Raw genomic sequence first — 17,661 nt, forward strand, 5'->3', positions numbered from 1 at the left:
GAAATTCAAGTATATAAAAAAATACCTGTAGATAAAACACTCTTTTTCAAGTGTCCTAACTACAGGTACCATATTAACCTTGGCACCCTGCGACTCAAGAAATTAAGAGTGTTTGTAGAGAGGTTGTTAATTTTTGTCTCGAAAGTGGTTATGATATCGAAAAACTTGCCGTCCAATTTGCTACATCTAATGAGCAAATTCCTACTACACTTATCGGGACAGCCAATCCAGATAATATCATTAAAAATATAAACTGGGTTAACGAGCCAATAGATTTAGAGTTATTGAGAAGGGTTGAAAGTATTTTATCACCTATTCAAAACAAAATTTGGTCTAGTGGAAAAATTGAGAATAATTAATTAATAGAGGATAAGTTATAAATGATATGGCCTAAAATCGCAAGGAGGAATGAGTCATATGCTTTCACTTGATCCAATTCAACGAATCAAATATTTTCTCACAGAAGAGGTATTTGTAAACTCGTATGTAATTAGCGGGAAAACTTTCTCCATTTTAATCGATTCTGGTGTTTCTTTAATGAGAAATCAATATTTGCAATTGATTGAGAATTTGAATATGAAGTCGCAGCCATTAAAGCTACTTATTAACACACATGCACATCATGATCATATGGGATGTAATAGTATTATTCAAGATGCTACAGGTTGTTTAATAATAGCTCTAACGGGATCGCAAAAGTGGATTGAAGACATCAATTTAAATTACGAAGAGTTTGCCCTGGCTTATCCTGAACTTCATCCTGATTCAGATAGTAAGAGAGAAGACATTTTTCATTCAATGGTAGGTAACAGTAAAGTTAATTTATTGGCACAGGAAGGGGATACGATTAGGATCGATGACTTAGAATTAAAAGTTATTGAACTACCTGGACACATTGAATACGAATTAGGATTGATAGAATCAAAAACGAAAACGTTAATTTTAGGTGATATTATCGTTCGAACAGATATTCCAATTTTTCCAGGGCACCTACGGCCTTCACAGTTAAGGCGATCATTAAAGAAGATCGAAATCTTACTAGAAACATATGCAATTCAAAGGGTGTTAACCGGTCATTTTAATCCAATGTCAAAAGAAGAAACGATAAATGAAGTGCATAAAGTCTACTATTATTTGTCTACGATTGATGAAATTATCATAAATACATTGAAAGGTCAGAATGAGACTAATTTAGCAACATTATGGACTAATGTGTGTGAAGGGATGAATAAGGAACAAGAATTTCGATCTATATCAATGGTGTATCACCATTTGCTAGATTTGGAGGAAGCAGGTTTTATAAAGAAAATTGATAAAAATAATGAAGTCTTCTGGAGAAAGAATGATAACGACTAGTTTTGTTTTTTCTGTGTACTTGCTCAAAATTCATACACGAGAAAACCATGTAGCAGATATGAATACATGCTTATAAAGTAGATCTTACGACAATAATATGTCTTTTAACAGATTCTTACTTAAATTAACTGTGACAGTAAGAAAAAGGAGTGTTTTCATAAATGAAGGCAGTGCAAGTTACAAGACCAGGTGAAATCTCAATTATAGAGAAAGAGAAGCCGATTATTACAAAAGAAAATGAAGTTTTAGTAAAGGTAAAGATGGTTGGAATATGTGGTTCGGATATGCACATCTATCATGGAACCAACCCTCTAGCTACTCTTCCAAGAATTATTGGACATGAGATAACAGGAGAAGTTGAAAAAGTAGGTAAAAATATTACCCATCTTTCAATCGGAGATAAAGTCGTGATTGAACCAATTGAAACCTGTGGCCAGTGCTACGCTTGTCGTAATGGAAGAAGAAATGTATGTAAACAATTAGAAGTATATGGTGTTCATCGTGATGGAGGTATGCAAGAATACCTCGTCGTAACAGGGAACCTAGTTCATAAAGTAGATCAAAATTTAGACTGGAAAGAGGCTGTTCTAGTAGAACCTTTTACAATTGGTGCACAAGCGAATCTAAGAGGTAATGTTAAAGACGGAGATATTGTTTTAGTTATGGGAGCAGGTCCGATTGGTCTTTGTTGTTTAAAAGTAGCCAAAGCAAATGGTGCCACTTGCATTATTTCTGATTTAAATGAAGAGCGCCTCGTTTTTGCAAAAAAATGGGGAGCTGATTTTACAATAAATGCCTCAAACAAAAATGTGAAAGAAGAAGTAAAGAGAATCACTAATAATGAAGGTGCTAACGTAATTATTGATGCTGTATGTATTCCAAAAACGTTTGAAGACGCTGTTGAAGTTGCATCAGTGGCTGGTCGAGTTGTTACTCTCGGTTTTGACCAACGTGCTTCAAATGTTTCACAGTTACCAATTACAAAAAAGGAACTAACGATAAATGGTTCACGGTTACAAACCGACCAATTCCCTAAAGTAATAAAATTATTTAATGAACAGATACTCCAAACAGAGGGAATGGTCACACAACAATTTTCTCTAGATGAAATTGAAAAAGCAGTTTCATATATCGAGAACCATCCAGAGGAAGTAAGGAAGGTTGTTATTACTTTTGAATGAATTGGGGCAAAAGGATTGAGGTTTTATCCACTAGTGGACAGCGCCACTTTAGACGATAGCGTTATTTGAAAGCCAATTAATAAAAAGAGGATCTCTCAAAAAAATTAACTTTTGAGAAATCCTCTTTTTCGGTTCATTTAGGAAAAGTACAATAGTTCATATTTAAATGAATCGTAATAGATGAAAAGTTATGAAATTTGCACTGCATGGGAAAAATATGAAAAAGTAGAAAAATGTTTATTTTGGTATGGAAATGGAAGTTGTAGTGTATTCCTTTTATCCAAGCTAATCATCGTTCATTATGTTTTCCATAGATGTCGATAGCTTTATTGTGAATTGACTATAATTCATGACAACAATATAAAAAGGGGGGATTCTCGACATTATTATTTATTATTTGAGAGGGAGATATCATATATGATCCGGATTTCAAATATTCAATTATTTGTACTTATCATGGCATTTGAAGTTGGAAGTACAACTCTTTTTGCCTTAGGAATAGGAGCGGGACGTGATGCATGGATTGTCGTGCTTCTTGCAGCGCTTATTGGATTGTGCTTATTGTGGGTCTATACTGCATTCCCAAAACAATATCCAAATAAAGATTTTTCTGAGATATTGAATGAATTATTAGGAAAAAAACTAGCTAAACCTTTATTACTTCTTTTTGGTTTTCAATTCTTAAGTGCGGCAAGCCACAATTTTTATGAGTTTGGTGCACTTATTAAAATTACTGCGTTACCATTAACTCCATCTCTTGTGATTTTGTATTTTTATATAATCGTAATTATTTATATACTTTGCTTAGGTTTTGAAGTATTAGCTCGAACGTGTGAGGTATTACTACCGTATTTAGTAATGTTTCTAATGATAATTTTTATTTTCATATCACTTTCGGGACAATTTGATTTAAGTACCTTACAACCTGTTTTAGGAGCTGGGATTCAGAATGTTATCGGAGTAGAATTGATCGAAGTAATTGCATTTCCATTTGGAGAAATGATCATTTTTCTTATGTTTTTTCATTATATAGGCGATCAGAAATTAATACGAAGAACAGCTTTCCTTGCAGTTGGTCTATCAGCTTTATTGCTTTTCGCTTCTTTGATTATGATGATTTCTACATTGGGTCCGGAACTCACGGCCAATGCTGAAATACCTTTATTAGAAATGGTCTTAAGCATCAATATAGCCGATATTATTACGAATTTAGATAGTATAGCGGTGTTTATTTTGTTTATCGGAGGTTTTTATAAAACAGCCTTACACTTCCTTGGCTTTGCTTTAGCGATCACTTGGTTCTTTAATAAGAAAAACCCTAAATGGATACTAATTATTGGAGGGCTTCTTTTTCCACTATACGTGGTGAATCGTTTTCAAGGGTTACATGATCAACGATGGAAGGGTTTTGAAGTGAATATACCTACTATATTTTTATATGCTTTTCTTCCAGTTTTGCTGTTCATAATTATGAGTATAAAAAAGAGGAAAAAATCCCCCTCATGATAGGAGATTATTATGCTAGACATTCAAGCGTTAAAGGAAGATTTATTATCGATTATCCTTCTTGTGGGAGGGGGACTATATGCTGTAGTGCTATTATTTATAATATTTTACCATGCAGTAACCCTCCTATTTAAACGATAATTTATTACTTTTCATACATAAGTGTTAAACAATTTACCGAAGCATCTACTAATTCCATGTTATCTCCTCTAGTAATCATTGCTCTTTGCAATTGAGTCATGATTTAGTTCTTGAGTATGACGATGATTTCAAGATAAAAGGGACATTGATTGCGAAGAAAGTTTTCATTAAATTAACAAGAGGTTTGAAAATTGAATAGGTTAAAAAAATGTTTTACATGTATAAGATTTACATTATCATTAGAATTATAATTTGAACAAAAAAGCAGAAAGGAAGTCAGTATGCAAGAAATTATTCAATATTTCAATGGGAATCCGATCATTTATAAACTATTTTTATCTTTTATTATCTTGCTTGTATACATCAAACTTATTAGAATTGCCAATAAAGTATTATTCAAAACGATTAAAGACAATGGTATTTATTATACTACTCGTAAAAGGTTGTATTACTTGCATTCTGTGATTTTGCTCGTTATTTTTATCATTATTTGGTCAGAATCAAGGATGGATTTAACCATTTATGTTGGGTTCATTTCTGCAGGGATTGCGATTGCACTTAGGGAAATATTCACTAACATTGCAGCTTTGCTAATTATTGTCATTCAAAAGCCGTTTGAAGTGGGGGATCGCGTCATTGTGAATGACCGTGCAGGAGATGTGATCGACCAAAAAATATTTCATTTTGTTATTATGGAAGTGACTGCTAAGACAGATGGGGAGCAATGTACAGGGAAAATCGTCCACATTCCGAACAATTATATCTTTTTACATGCAATAGCTAATGCCAACAAAGGATTTGGGTACATTTGGAATGAAATTGAGGTCCGACTTACAATTGATAGTGAGTGGGAAGAAGCTAAAGCTCAACTTGAAACCATCGTGAAGAAACATGCAGAGCATCTTACTGAGGAAGCCAAAAATAAAGTACATGAAGCTTCAAAAAAATATATGCTTCACTCCCAAAACCTAAACCCAATTGTCTACGTTACTGTAAAAGATGGATTTATTAAACTGAACATGCGTTACTTAACTGAACCGAGAACATCTAAAATAACCGAAGACACCATTTGGCGTGAAATTCTACTATATGTTAAAGACAACAAAGCTGTTAAGTTGGCATAATGAAGTTCCGTGAAATTGAAAAAAATATACGGAATGACTAAACTTGTTATCACTTCCAAAAAACAACAAAACCTAAATTAGATAACAACTGGAGAGAGAATATGAAAAAGACATTCATCATTTTGGGATCGATTGTTGCCATTCTTGTTGCAGTATATGGTTTGGTCGGGAACTACTTTTATAACTTCGCTTTAAATGCAGAACGAGAAAAGGAATTCTTGACCGGGAACCCGCATTTAGCGGAAAGTGAGGCCGTTTTAGCCTCGGTAGCAGAGGAAGCAAAAATAGCTGATGAATTATTTAAGAAACATAATGAGCCTTCTCGGTTAAACATTGTATCCTCTGATAAGCTTCAATTAAACTTAAATGGATATTTATATGAGCAGGAGTCATCTGATCATAAATGGGCCATCGTTGCCCATGGTTACACCGATAGTGCGGTCAACATGACAAGGTATGTCAGAAATTTTCATGAAAAAGGTTATAGTGTACTAACACCAGACCTACGAGGGCATGGGGAAAGTGAAGGGAAGTATATTGGAATGGGGTGGCACGACCGAAAAGATATGCTCCTATGGATTGATAAAATTATCGAAATGGATTCAGAAGCAGAAATCGTTTTGTTCGGTATTTCCATGGGAGGCGCAACTGTCATGATGACTTCCGGAGAAGAGGACTTACCTTCAAACGTGAAGGTGATTGTTGAAGATTCCGGCTATGCCACCGTAAGTGATGTGTTCGTATACCAATTAGACGATCTTTTTGGTTTACCAGAATTCCCAGTCATAAATGCTGCAAATACGATGACGAAGTTGCGTGCGGGTTATGACTTATACGAGGCATCTGCTGTCGACCAAGTTGCCAAAAGCCAAACACCCATTTTGTTTATCCATGGCGATGCGGATACGTTCGTACCCTATGAAATGCTTGATGAAGTATACAATGCAGCAACCGTAGACAAAGAGAAACTCATTATCGAAGGCGCAGGCCACGGAGATGCGGAAAAAGTAGATCCACTGACGTACTGGCATAGTGTATGGGGTTTTGTAGATACATATATTGATTAATTCATAAGGTAGTATAGAAGTCTTATTTGGACAGTCACCTTTTTGTATCCTCTTATAAAAATGATAGCTAGGACAAGAGTTTCTGTTCCCCAGAATGTTAAAGTACAGGGGGGCAGGAACCTTTTTTCTGAGTAAAAAAACATTCTTGTTTTCAAATGCTAGCTGCATTTTTCTTGCTATTTCTCTAAAGCAAATATCAGTTTCAAGTATTATGGAGAGCATTAAACTGAAATGGGCAGCAGGAAAACTCATCTCATAATCATCCCTCATAAATCGCAATATTGTTATAAGTGTGTACAATAAGATTATATTTATATCTTAGAAACCTTTTAGTACAATGACAATATATTGTTAAGCGTTTACAAAGGAGAGAATGCATGAAATAGATAGTAATGAAATAGAAAAAAACAAAAGCACAACAGCATCTTTCAGTCTTCTATTACAGGCAGCCTTGTTATATAAAATCAGTAAAGAAAGTGAGTTATCTAATGATGAATAAGAAAATACTTTTTAATGATGGATGGGATTTTGCAAAAAGTAGTCTTGAAGTTTCAGATAGTAGTTCTTTAAATTTTGAACCGGTTGATCTACCCCATGATTGGCTTATCTATAACACATTAGATCTTTATGAAAATAGTATTGGTTGGTATCGTAAGAGATTTACATGTGCTAAGGAGAAAGAGCATGTACTTTTGTATTTTGATGGAGTTTATATGGATTCTTCTGTATATGTGAATCAAAAATTTGTATGCGAATGGAAAAATGGATATTCTTCGTTTGAACATGAGATCACAGATGCACTCGTGGAAGGGGAAAATGAAGTTCTTGTAAAAGTTGTGCATCAAAGTCCAAACAGCAGATGGTATTCAGGAGCTGGAATCTATCGTAATGTGTGGCTAAAGACTAGAGATCAAAATCATATTAAAACGGACGGACTCTATATAACAACTGAACAAAACGATAATGGTTGGCAAGTTGAAGTTGAAACAGATATGAACATCTATGAAAACGTACAAATCTCACATTCTATAACGTATAGTGATCAAACGATTGCTGCTACTTCAGAGATGATTGTTCCAGAAAGGGATTCTAATACCCATAACCAACAAACCCTGTTTGTAGAAAATCCGTTATTATGGAGCACAGATGAGCCGAACCTTTATCAACTTGTAACGCAATTACATCTTGTTAGTACAGATAAAGATGGGCAGCAGACCACAAAACAAATTGAGTCAATAACTCAAAATATTGGATTTCGAACCATCAACCTTGACTCAAATCAAGGCTTTGAGCTAAATGGAAAAAGGATGAAGTTAAATGGAGTTTGCGAACATCATGACTTAGGAGCACTAGGAGCTGCATTTAATAAATCTGCCCTAAAAAGAAGGCTTGTTATTTTAAAAGATATGGGTGTTAACGCGATTCGAACAGCTCACAATATGCCTGCAGCAGAGCTGATGGATTTAGCAGATGAAATGGGATTTCTTATCGTTTCAGAGGCGTTTGATATGTGGGAACGACCAAAAACAAAATATGATTATGCAAGGTTCTTTAAAGAATGGGCTCACCGTGATGTGAAGAGCTGGGTCATGCGCGATCGAAATCACCCGAGTTTGATTATGTGGAGCATTGGAAATGAAATTTACGATACTCATGCAGATGAGAGAGGGCAAGAACTAACGGAAATGCTCATGGATTGTGTATTAAAATACGATCCAAAGAAAAATGGAATCGTTACGATTGGCTCCAATTATATGCCTTGGGAGAATGCTCAAAAATGTGCAGATATCGTTAAAGTAGCAGGATATAATTATGCAGAAAAATATTATCATAAGCATCACGAGGAGCATTCGGATTGGATTATTTATGGGAGTGAGACAGCTTCGATCGTTCAAAGTAGAGGTATCTATCATTTCCCATTTGAACAATCGATTCTTGCTGATGATGACGAACAATGCTCTGCCCTTGGAAACAGTCCAACGAGTTGGGGAGCAAAGTCAGTAGAAGCATGTATTATCGCAGAAAGAGATGCACCTTTTTCACTTGGTCAATTTATTTGGACGGGATTTGACTATATAGGGGAACCGACACCTTATCATACGAAGAATTCCTATTTAGGACAAATTGATACGGCTACATTTAAAAAAGATTCATATTATCTTTATCAAGCAGCGTGGACAGATTACAAAACAAAACCAATGGTGCATATCTTCCCTTATTGGGACTTTAATAAAGGGCAAACGATTGATGTTCGAGTCTGTTCTAATGCTCCTAAAATTGAGTTGCAATTCAACGGTGCTACAGTTGGAACGTTTGATATTGACCATGAACATGGAACAGAACTTGTTGGCTGGTGGAAGCTCCCTTATGAAGAAGGGGAAATCAAAGCGATTGCCTATGATGAAACAGGCAAAGTGATTGCAACAGATGTTAGAAAATCATTTGGTGATGCAAAGAAGATCTCTTTGAATGCTGATGCACAAAGCATTCAAGCCAATGGAACAGACTTACTTTTTGTGGAAATCACGATGGAGGATGCAGACGGGAATCCAGTAGAAAATGCAAATAATCGTGTTTCTGTAAATGTGACTGGAGCAGGTCGTTTGCTTGGTTTAGATAATGGGGATAGTACAGATTATGATCAGTATAAAGGAGTAAGCAGAAGATTATTTAGTGGGAAGCTAATGGCTATCATCGGAGCAACGTTAGAGCCTGGAACGATTCAGATGGAAGTTTCCTCTAATGGATTCGAATGCCAAGTGGTGAAATTTGAATCTCATCCTTTAAAAAATGGGGAAGTAAAGGGGCTCTCTGCACAAATGGTGAATCAAGAGTTACCATTTGTAATGGGAAGAAATGAGGAAATTCCACTTCGGAAAATTGATATCATTAGTGAGTCCGGGCAGCAGTTTGACGAATCAAAAAGAGAAATGATGGTGCGAGCGGAGTTATACCCAGAAAATACTTCATATCAAGAGCTAGAGTGGAGTGTAGTAAATGCTGCAGGGATAGAATCGAATATTTCTAAAGTAGAGGCGTTTGGTGACGAGGTGAAAGTAACAGCTTTAGGTGATGGTGAATTTCGACTTCGTTGCACAAGTAAAAATGGGACTGACAAGACAAAACTTATATCCGAATTAGAATTTAATGCCGTTGGTCTTGGTACAGCATACAAAGATCCTTATGGCTTTATATCGGCTGGACTTTATGATTATAGCAAAGGTGAAGTTGGAAACGGGAACGAGCGAGGAGTAGCGACTAGTAGAGATGGAGAAACCCAAGTTGGTTTTCATGAGATAGACTTTGGTCCCTATGGCTCTGATACGATAACGATTCCGATATTTGCCTTATCAAGTGAAGAGTATGCACTGCAAATTTGGGAAGGAATGCCTGGGGAAGAGGACAGTACAATAATTGCCGATGTCATCTATCAAAAGCCATCGAAATGGAATGTCTATCAAGAAGAAACCTATCACTTGTCAAAAAGATTACGCGGTATTACTTCGATTTGTTTTGTGCTTCAAAAGAAGGTGCATATTAAAGGATTTACTTTTGAACAAAAGAATAGAGCCTTCGCACAAAATAGCGCAACAGAATGTGATCACATTTATGGAGACACCTTTACAATTACTGAGAACAGTGTTGAAGGAATAGGAAATAATGTTTCTCTTGAATTTGAACAGATGGATTTTACAAATGAAGGTGCCAAAAAACTTGTCGTTTATGGTAGATCACCTATTGATAAAAATACGATTCATATCCGGTTTGCGAATGAGGAAGGCGAAAGCAGTAATCAGCTCATTGAATTCATGCAGTCCGATGGCTACGAAGAACGAGTATTTGAATTGGAGAAAATTAAAGGAATGCAAAAAGTGACCTTCATTTTCTTACCAGGATCTAATTTTGATTTTGGATGGTTCCGGTTTGAGTAACTAGGTACCTGGAACCTGTCGATAAGGCTCGTCTTTTCAAAATAGGTAAGGGACCCACATGTAATGTGGTGATCCCTTATCTATTTTTTACATTAACCATTAAGAAGCTATACGAACAAAGAAGCAAAGGTACTTTTTAATATCTTCATATAATTTTATTTTCAGAAAAGATATTGTATTTCATTTTTTTGTATGATATATTATCATCCGTCGCCTTATGAAACTAGTACGATTTGAATTTTTTGATAAAAAACAAAATTTCGTTATATAGTTTTGGCATTGAAATAGATACGGGACAAACTGGTGAATTTTAGGTGTTGTTTCGGTCGAATACAGGAGGAAGTTTACTATGTCATCAAGAGATTCATTTTCAAATGTCATTGCAGTAGGGTTTATGTTGTTTGCTTTATTTTTTGGAGCTGGGAATTTAATTTTCCCTGCTATGCTTGGTCAACTGGCTGGTGAGAACATTTTTTCAGCAAATGCTGGTTTTATCGTAACTGGAGTTGGATTGCCGATTCTTGGGATTTTGGCTTTGGCCTTTTCTGGTAAGAGTGATTTGCAATCACTTGCAGGTCGAGTACATCCGGTATATGGGGTCATCTTTACAGTTGCACTTTATTTAGCGATAGGGCCACTTTTTGCCATACCTAGAACAAACACGGTTTCTTTTGAAATGGGAATAAGGCCGTTTTTAGGAACTAACGATAGCTTTCTACCGTTGTTGCTTTTTACTATTGTCTTCTTTGGGATCACACTCTATTTTTCCTTGCAATCAAGCAAACTTGTTAATATTGTTGGGAAAATCTTAACGCCATTATTATTACTTTTCATAGGAATCCTTATTATTATTGCCTTTATCAATCCGATTGGACAAGTTCAAGCACCGACAGAATATTATATGACTGATAGCTTTTTTAAAGGGTTCCAAGAAGGCTATTTAACGATGGATGCACTTGCTGCTTTTGTGTTTGGTATTATTATTATTAACATTATGAAAGAGAGAGGAGCCATTACGAAAAAGCAACTTATGGCTTCTACTTTAAAAGTTGCCTTGATCGCTGGCATTTTGCTTACTATCATTTATTCTTCCCTTACTTATATGGGGGCGACAAGTGTTAATGAGTTAGGCCATTTAGAAAATGGAGGAGCTATTTTAGCAAGTGTATCAAACTATTATTTCGGATCATTTGGGAAAGTATTATTAGCCTTTATCGTGATTGCAGCATGCTTAACGACAAGTATTGGGTTAATCACTTCATGTGCATCATACTTTACGAAACTCGTGCCAACGGTCTCGTACAAAAGATGTGCCATTATTTTTACAATCTTTAGTGCAGTCATTTCGAACGTTGGGTTGTCGACGTTAATTACCATCTCAATCCCTGTATTATCGATGCTTTATCCATTAGCGATTTGTTTAATGGTTTTAACATTTTTACATCCTCTTTTCAAAGGGAAAAAGGAAGTCTATCAACTTAGTATGTTGTTCACTTTTATCGTTAGTATTTTTGAAGGGTTAAATGCAGCTGGCATGCAAATCGAGGCGATCCAAAATCTATTAACGGCCATTCTTCCTTGGTATTCCGTCGGATTAGGTTGGATTGTTCCAGCTATTATTGGTGGAATCATCGGCTTCTTTGTTCGTTCATTAAGAAAAGAAAGCTTGGATTATTCAATAGCCGAAGAAAAACAATAGAGCAAATAAATAAGATAATTTTGACTAGTTTTCATGATAATGATCAAAAAGAACTTGAAGGTCAGGGGCTCCTGATTTTCAAAGTTCTTTTTTGATAATGCATGTCATTTACTTAGATAATGTCCAAGTTATCTATGTAATGTACTGAAGGTCAATTTCATCTTTGTTTGGTAATCTTGTTATGGCTGCTTCTAAACCAAAAAACGGTTAACTTAAAAGGGATAATATCAGTCCTTCAGTTTTTATATATAGGAGAAGGAAGGGAAACGTAGGGGTATTTATCAATTTTTTTGAGTTCTGGATTGTGATGAAGATATGTTCTTACTAGTTGTAACTAAAACAAAAAGCACCTACTCAGGTGCTTTTGTACTACATCAACTGCATTGTTGTAATGCAAGTATTGTCTCCTTCAAACGTGGAAAGCTCAGACTCTACCATTTTCCCATCATATGCAATCGTTACACGGTACGCTTTTTCTCGAGGTAACCACAAATTGATAAATCCGTTCGATAGCGATGTCAATGTTTCGTCTAGTATCACGTTTCCTTCCATGTCTTCAATATATACGTCAAACTCTTCGTTTACGATTTCTCCTTGACAACCTGTCAAGTTATGGTTGGCTCAAGGATGGGTTTGATCGAAGTACGGCGCTAAGGAAACGAAAAAGTCGTCTTCAGGTAAGTCATAGGTTAACTGGCTTCCGTCGCTATCGGTCACGATCAGTTGATGCGATGTGATGGAAGCGGACTGATTTTTTATGTTACCTACACTGTAATCATTGACCAATTCCTTAATATCTTCGACTTCATGTTCTTTCGTCATAGTACTTTCGTCTGGGGTGAAGAAATACACCGCTAGGGCAACAGAAACTAAACCAATAACTGCAAAGATTTTTGTTTTCATATTGTACGACTCTCCCTCTTTCTGATGTTATTCTTTTTCTTTGTGCATTTCATATTGTTTTGTTTAAGTACATTTGTTGAAATTATCTACACTTATTTTAGCATGAATAGGATAGATTACTTGTGAAACTACTATGAACATTGAATCGGAGTTTGCGGAGTAGTTTGTCGGGTGAATTCTGTGAATTCTAAATCAGTTGGTTCTTCAATGAGACTGCTGTTTCTTAAATCCGTTATCTTAGGTGTTTCATGTTCTAGCCTTTACCGGTTTAAGCTGGAGATTAGCAAGACAGAGTAGAGGTTAGGTTAATAGTCAGTCTATCATTCCGGAACGTTTGGATTGAGAGGAGCCTAAGGAATAGTTCAAATTCCCAATGAACCCCTATTTGCTTTTCTATACCTTATCTGTTATTCTTAGGAAGAATTATTTTTGTTCGATCTGTAGGAACGAATAAGTATTTAAACTTTTCGCCTTTGATAACTGAACAACAATAGTAATAAATGGTGGACGTAATCCACCGCAGGAGGAAACACACATGCAAGAAGGTACAGTAAAATGGTTTAACGCAGAAAAAGGATTCGGTTTCATCGAAATTGAAGGTGGAGATGATGTATTCGTACATTTCTCAGCTATCCAAGGCGAAGGATTTAAATCTTTAGATGAAGGCCAAAAAGTTACATTTGACACTGAGCAAGGTCAACGTGGACTTCAAGCTGTTAATGTAAACAAAGCATAATGATGATAAGGATTCCCTAGTGGAGTCCTTTTTTTATGTGACAAAAAAATAACACAAAAAAGGCTGACTAATAAATGCCTGACCCTGTAACAATTTCGAGCTTATAGACCGTATCGTACTGTCTATATTTTCAAATTGATGGATTAGTCTGGCATGTTTCGTTAGTCAGCCTTGGGGCAACACATGATACAAGTGGTAAAATGGTTAGATGAAGCATAACACATTATTCGTAGAACACCTAATATTTAATGAAACAAAATTTATCAATTACTGAAAGAAGACTCCCACTTCAAATTTCTTTAGGGCAACCAGAAAAGGGTTGTCCTTATTCTTTTTTTTCTAAAAGAGGTGGGTGTTTTTGTTCTACAACCTGATCTTGAAGGTTAAAAAGAACATTTGGTTTCTTCCGAAGGGTGAATAAAAAAATCGATACGTAGTAACCGTCTAACTGTGTGGATAACTTAAAAGGCAAAGTAACAGAATCTGTTTGGTGATTAGGCCTTGTTAATTTCTAGCGAGATGATTTGTGCGCTAGTTCCAGGGATTACTAGGTCAAGTGATTGGTACCGTATTGACTATTTAATTCCCAGTTTAGCACAATTTGCTTTTTGGAATCGTATCTGTTAATCTTAGGAAGAATTATTTTTGTTCGGTCTGTTGTGCAGAATAAGTATTTAAACTTTTCGCCTTTGATAACGAACTTGAACAAATATAGTAATAAAAGGTGGACAAACCACCGCAGGAGGAAACGAACATGCAAGAAGGTACAGTAAAATGGTTTAACGCAGAAAAAGGATTTGGCTTCATCGAAGTTGAAGGCGGAGATGACGTATTCGTACATTTCTCAGCTATCCAAGGCGAAGGCTTTAAATCTTTAGATGAAGGCCAAAAAGTTACGTTTGAAACTGAGCAAGGTCAACGTGGACTTCAAGCTGTTAATGTAAACAAAGCATAATAATGAAAAGGACTCTCTAGCGGAGTCCTTTTTTATGTGCAAAAAAACAACCAGAAAAGGCTGACTAATGAATGCCTGACCCTGTAACAATTTCAAAATAGATAGAACCGTTTGGTCCTGTCTATATTTAAGAATTGCTGGATTGATCTGGCATCTTCCTAGTCAGCCTCGGGGTAACATGATACAAGTGGTAAAATGGTTAGATAGAGCATAACACATTATTCTTGGAATACCTAATTTTTGGTGTAGTTAATTTGAATTCGATTTATATCGAGCACATGCAAGTGTATTATGTAGTATTCTCACGTTTTATGTCAGTGTGCTTCGACAGATTTTGGAAAGAAGAACTGACTTATCGTATGCTTAAAATTGCTGTGGAATTGGATGATTGTAAGTCTTGATTGCTAAATTTCAAGATGTATTTGATTAAAAGTTGGGACGAGCTGAGACGGATGCTGAAACTTTTGGGCTGAAAATCTATAGGATGAGCGTATTAAAAAGTATGTTTTTTGGCGAGAATTCGGTGTTCTTAATTGTTCTTTAAGGAGTCTTGTCCTGCAGATGGATCAAGGGGGTGTGGTGTGTTTTAACGGTAGGGTAAAATATTGCGTAGGAAATATATGCAAGCTATTTAAGGGTTGTAAAGTGGATAGGGAGGAGCAATTTGTTGCTCAACCTGCTTCAAGCATTAAGTGACTAGAGAAAAATTTGTCTTAATTTATCAGATAGTGGTAATGGGCAAACCGACTAAAAAGAAGCATCTACCGATTAGATACTTCTTTTTTGTTTTACCTATTTATCGTAATGTTGGATAAAGCGTTATAAAATTTATACGAAAATAAGGAACCTCCATATTGATTTCCTTTCACTGCTCTACTAACGGAAGAATGACAGAAAATGTCGTACCTTCATTAATAGTACTGTTCACCTTTATTTCTCCCTTTAGGCTATCAATAATCTTATAGCAAACCATTGTTCCTAAACCTGTTCCTTGATCCTTCGTCGTATAAAACGGGGAACCTAAGCGCTTTATTTCCTCATCACTCATCCCTTTCCCATTATCCGTAATATTGACTTCCACGTAGTTGCCTAGTTTTCTTGCACTTATTGTTAGGCTTCCTTTGTTTTCGATCGATTCAATTCCGTTTTTTATGATGTTTAAAAAAACTTGACTAAGTTCACTTCGATTGGCTGTTATGTAATGAGAATCCTGCAGGTTCGTTACAATGTTCACTCCATTTAATAGAGCATAGGACTCCATGACGCCGACTACATTTTTTACGATTTCGATCATGTCCAATTTCTCAAGATCAGTTGGTTTCGATTTGGCGAGGGATAAATAATCATGTATGATTTTTTCAGCTCTTTGTAATTCAGAGTCCATTAATTCTAACGAAACAATTTGGTCTCGTGTTATATTTTTTTCATTTTTAAAAATATGGATAAAACCTTTGACAACGGTTAATGGATTACGTACTTCATGTGCCACAGATGCTGCAATTTCACCGACAATTTTAATCTTCTCCGCTTGCTGAAGTTTGCTTTTATTTTGTTCTTTTTCCTGTAATGTCTCAATGATGTAAACGACGATAAGAATTGTCACTAGGTGTGACAAGATAAAATAGGCAACAAATGTAGGTAATACGGTAAGGTTAAAGTTTGCTGGTGAGTATATGATTCCCATTAATACTAAAACGGTATTAAATATAGTTAAAAAGAAGCTTATTTTTAATTTCTGTTTTAAATCTACTTTTTGGTATTTCTTCAAAAAGAGCACAACACTGATACCGGATGTTAGGTAAGTAAATATTGTAATAAGAAGCCCAATATCGACTCCTATAATTAGCCTATAAACAAAAATAAGTGCAGTTGCTGCTAGCCCCATGTTCAGACCACCATAAAGAAAGGTAAGAAGCCAAGGTATCGTTCGTAAATCATAAATATGTCCAGTCGCAAGTTCAAGAGGATACGTCATTGAAAGGATAATGGATACACAGCAAAAGAGGCCGAATATTGAACGATCCCTTTTATAGAAGAAAGAATAATAGACAAAAACAGGAACTAATACGACTAATAATGCAAACAAATAGTTGTCAAAACTAAACATAAGGCTCTCTCCTTGATGTTGAAATAGTTACCATTATTTTAGCATATGGTTTATGAAAAAAGGATTATCCTTCTATTAATAATTAGCGGAAAATTTTCAGGGGATTAGCAGGAGACTGGAAGAAGGAATCCGAAGTTACAAAGTCGCATTATTATTCGTGTTGGTACAGAAGATGCTCGTACATGTGTGTAGTTAGGAGGGGATCCTTGCGAAAGTAAAATTAGGTCACCTTTGACTGGTAAGGAGCCCCAATAACTAGTTATATAACTATGGGTTAAAATCTAAACTGTGAAAAGGAAACCCCTTATGGACGTCCTTAGCTCCCTTTCATTAATTGCTCAACCGCAGGAATATCAGCTGGTGTCCACTTGAGTGAGTCGAGATTCTCTTTCTTTAACCAAATTAGTTTAGAATGCTCGGTAGTAATAGGTGTGCCTTTAACGATTGTAGCTGTAATGGCAATCAAGTTGATTGTAATACTCTCGTACTCATGCGTGTGATCATGGAATAAATCAATCGTTTCAATGTGACAGTGTAATTCCTCTTCGATTTCTCTTTTTAAGGCTGTATAGATGTCCTCATCTTTTTCAACCTTTCCACCTGGGAATTCCCACATGTTCGGTTGCGACATCCGAGGAGACCTAAGTGCGCATAAGATTTCCTGTTGGTCATTTTCAATAATGGCCGCTACTACTTTGATTATTTTTTTCAATGTGATCCTCCTTCCCCCTGTGAGAGTAGGACATTGCCAGGCAGATAAAGCATCATCCAAAAGGGTTGTGTTTTTTTGCGCATAAATAGATTGCTTAAGGCGCAAAAGAGCTTTTGGTCAAGCAAGAGCAAGCATCATGTCTGCTCGTTTTGAGCCTGTAGACTGATCCTCAAGAGGCAAGAATCCGTACAAAACGAGACAGCGAGAGTTTTAAGAGGGAAATATACCTAGTAAATTAGTTG

The 17,661-nt window shown here is 35.8% G+C and carries 12 protein-coding genes; 9 read left to right on the top strand and 3 right to left on the bottom strand.

Going from position 1 to position 17,661, the window contains the following annotated elements:
- Window positions 1-408 precede the first annotated feature (408 nt).
- From SLH51_RS13370 to brnQ, 7 genes are all read left to right on the top strand, one after another.
- Complete coding sequence (locus tag SLH51_RS13370; RefSeq protein ID WP_335961810.1) at window positions 409-1,356, top strand: MBL fold metallo-hydrolase; 948 nt, start codon at window positions 409-411, stop codon at window positions 1,354-1,356.
- A gap of 161 nt (window positions 1,357-1,517) precedes the next feature.
- On the top strand, window positions 1,518-2,537 hold the full coding sequence (locus SLH51_RS13375; protein ID WP_335961811.1) for a zinc-binding alcohol dehydrogenase family protein: 1,020 nt from the start codon (window positions 1,518-1,520) through the stop codon (window positions 2,535-2,537).
- 417 nt (window positions 2,538-2,954) lie between these two features.
- Window positions 2,955-4,043, top strand: coding sequence for a GerAB/ArcD/ProY family transporter (locus SLH51_RS13380; RefSeq protein ID WP_335961812.1), 1,089 nt, complete (start codon window positions 2,955-2,957; stop codon window positions 4,041-4,043).
- Window positions 4,044-4,465: 422 nt separating this feature from the next.
- The gene (locus SLH51_RS13385; protein WP_335961813.1) at window positions 4,466-5,308 is read left to right on the top strand and encodes a mechanosensitive ion channel domain-containing protein; all 843 of its coding nucleotides are present in this window, start codon (window positions 4,466-4,468) and stop codon (window positions 5,306-5,308) included.
- Window positions 5,309-5,409: 101 nt separating this feature from the next.
- Window positions 5,410-6,375 (top strand): alpha/beta hydrolase, encoded by a 966-nt coding sequence (locus tag SLH51_RS13390; protein WP_335961814.1) that lies wholly within the window; start codon window positions 5,410-5,412, stop codon window positions 6,373-6,375.
- Window positions 6,376-6,866: 491 nt separating this feature from the next.
- Window positions 6,867-10,307: a glycoside hydrolase family 2 TIM barrel-domain containing protein gene (locus tag SLH51_RS13395; protein ID WP_335961897.1), complete on the top strand. Its 3,441-nt coding sequence runs from the start codon at window positions 6,867-6,869 to the stop codon at window positions 10,305-10,307.
- Window positions 10,308-10,656: 349 nt separating this feature from the next.
- Entirely contained in the window at window positions 10,657-12,006 is a 1,350-nt protein-coding gene (brnQ, locus tag SLH51_RS13400; RefSeq protein ID WP_335961815.1) for a branched-chain amino acid transport system II carrier protein, read from the top strand.
- 369 nt (window positions 12,007-12,375) lie between these two features.
- On the opposite strand, the gene SLH51_RS13405 is transcribed toward brnQ, so the two are convergent.
- Window positions 12,376-12,909, bottom strand: a complete 534-nt coding sequence (locus tag SLH51_RS13405; protein WP_335961817.1) for a CueP family metal-binding protein — start codon at window positions 12,907-12,909, stop codon at window positions 12,376-12,378.
- A gap of 535 nt (window positions 12,910-13,444) precedes the next feature.
- On the opposite strand from SLH51_RS13405, the gene SLH51_RS13410 reads away from it, so the two are divergent.
- Entirely contained in the window at window positions 13,445-13,645 is a 201-nt protein-coding gene (locus SLH51_RS13410; RefSeq protein WP_317123950.1) for a cold-shock protein, read from the top strand.
- A 754-nt stretch (window positions 13,646-14,399) separates the two neighbouring features.
- Window positions 14,400-14,600, top strand: coding sequence for a cold-shock protein (locus SLH51_RS13415; RefSeq protein ID WP_335961819.1), 201 nt, complete (start codon window positions 14,400-14,402; stop codon window positions 14,598-14,600).
- Between the two features lie 865 nt (window positions 14,601-15,465).
- Here the strand turns inward: SLH51_RS13415 and SLH51_RS13420 are convergent.
- Both SLH51_RS13420 and SLH51_RS13425 read right to left on the bottom strand, forming a co-directional pair.
- A complete protein-coding gene (locus tag SLH51_RS13420; RefSeq protein WP_335961821.1) occupies window positions 15,466-16,707 on the bottom strand; it encodes an ATP-binding protein in 1,242 nt (413 codons plus the stop codon).
- Window positions 16,708-17,023: 316 nt separating this feature from the next.
- On the bottom strand, window positions 17,024-17,419 hold the full coding sequence (locus SLH51_RS13425) for a (deoxy)nucleoside triphosphate pyrophosphohydrolase (RefSeq protein WP_335961822.1): 396 nt from the start codon (window positions 17,417-17,419) through the stop codon (window positions 17,024-17,026).
- Between the last annotated feature and the right edge of the window lie 242 nt (window positions 17,420-17,661).

Source organism: Halalkalibacter kiskunsagensis, from assembly GCF_037027555.1.
In the GTDB taxonomy this organism is placed as follows: domain Bacteria; phylum Bacillota; class Bacilli; order Bacillales; family Bacillaceae_D; genus Halalkalibacter; species Halalkalibacter kiskunsagensis.

Coding starts and splice junctions, on each gene's coding strand:
- SLH51_RS13415 (WP_335961819.1), top strand. CDS start 14,400: ATGCAAGAAGGTACAGTAAAATGGTTTAACGCAGAAAAAGGATTTGGC.
- SLH51_RS13410 (WP_317123950.1), top strand. CDS start 13,445: ATGCAAGAAGGTACAGTAAAATGGTTTAACGCAGAAAAAGGATTCGGT.
- SLH51_RS13375 (WP_335961811.1), top strand. CDS start 1,518: ATGAAGGCAGTGCAAGTTACAAGACCAGGTGAAATCTCAATTATAGAG.
- SLH51_RS13385 (WP_335961813.1), top strand. CDS start 4,466: ATGCAAGAAATTATTCAATATTTCAATGGGAATCCGATCATTTATAAA.
- brnQ (WP_335961815.1), top strand. CDS start 10,657: ATGTCATCAAGAGATTCATTTTCAAATGTCATTGCAGTAGGGTTTATG.
- SLH51_RS13370 (WP_335961810.1), top strand. CDS start 409: ATGAGTCATATGCTTTCACTTGATCCAATTCAACGAATCAAATATTTT.
- SLH51_RS13420 (WP_335961821.1), bottom strand. CDS start 16,707: ATGTTTAGTTTTGACAACTATTTGTTTGCATTATTAGTCGTATTAGTT.
- SLH51_RS13390 (WP_335961814.1), top strand. CDS start 5,410: ATGAAAAAGACATTCATCATTTTGGGATCGATTGTTGCCATTCTTGTT.
- SLH51_RS13395 (WP_335961897.1), top strand. CDS start 6,867: ATGAATAAGAAAATACTTTTTAATGATGGATGGGATTTTGCAAAAAGT.
- SLH51_RS13380 (WP_335961812.1), top strand. CDS start 2,955: ATGATCCGGATTTCAAATATTCAATTATTTGTACTTATCATGGCATTT.